This window comes from Cytobacillus sp. Bac17, from assembly GCF_024519925.1.
In the GTDB taxonomy this organism is placed as follows: domain Bacteria; phylum Bacillota; class Bacilli; order Bacillales; family Cytobacillaceae; genus Cytobacillus; species Cytobacillus pseudoceanisediminis.
In genome coordinates this window covers 1-488 of record NZ_JALJRC010000094.1, presented here as the reverse complement: position 1 = coordinate 488, position 488 = coordinate 1, and the positions used below count along the sequence as shown (strand labels likewise).

Below are 488 nucleotides of genomic sequence, written 5' to 3'. Positions count from 1 at the left end.
GGGAAAGAAAAGAAGAGAGGAAGAGAGAAGGAGAAGAGGAGGAAAGAAAAGAGAAGGAGGAGAAAAGGAAAGGGAAGGGGGGGGAAAAGAAAGGAAGAAGGGAAAAAGGAAGGGAAGAAAAGAAAGAAAGGAAAAGAAGGAAAGAGGGAAGAGAGGAAGGAGGGAAAGAAGAAAAAGGAAGAAGGAAAGGGGAAAGGGGAGGAAAGAAGGAAAAAAAAGGAGGGGAAGGAAAAAGGGGAGAGGGAAAGGAGGAAAAGGAAGGAGGAGGGGGGGGGAGAGGGAAAAAGAAAAGAAAGAAAAAGGGGGAAAGGAAAAAAAAAAAAAGCAGAAAGGAGGGGAAGGAGGGAAGAGAGGAAGGGAAAGAAAAAGAGGGGGGGGGGGGAGGAAGGGGGAAGAGGGTATGAATATAAAAAGGGGAAGAAATATGAATAAGAAGGCAGTATAATATTGAAGAAAGTTAATAAATATCAAGAATTATTGTTAACACT

Annotated in this window: 1 protein-coding gene; it reads left to right on the top strand. The window is 42.8% G+C overall.

Going from position 1 to position 488, the window contains the following annotated elements:
• Positions 1-432, top strand: a 432-nt coding sequence (locus NR125_RS30275) for a hypothetical protein (RefSeq protein ID WP_256816872.1), incomplete at its 5' end; no start/stop codon positions are given.
• Between the last annotated feature and the right edge of the window lie 56 nt (positions 433-488).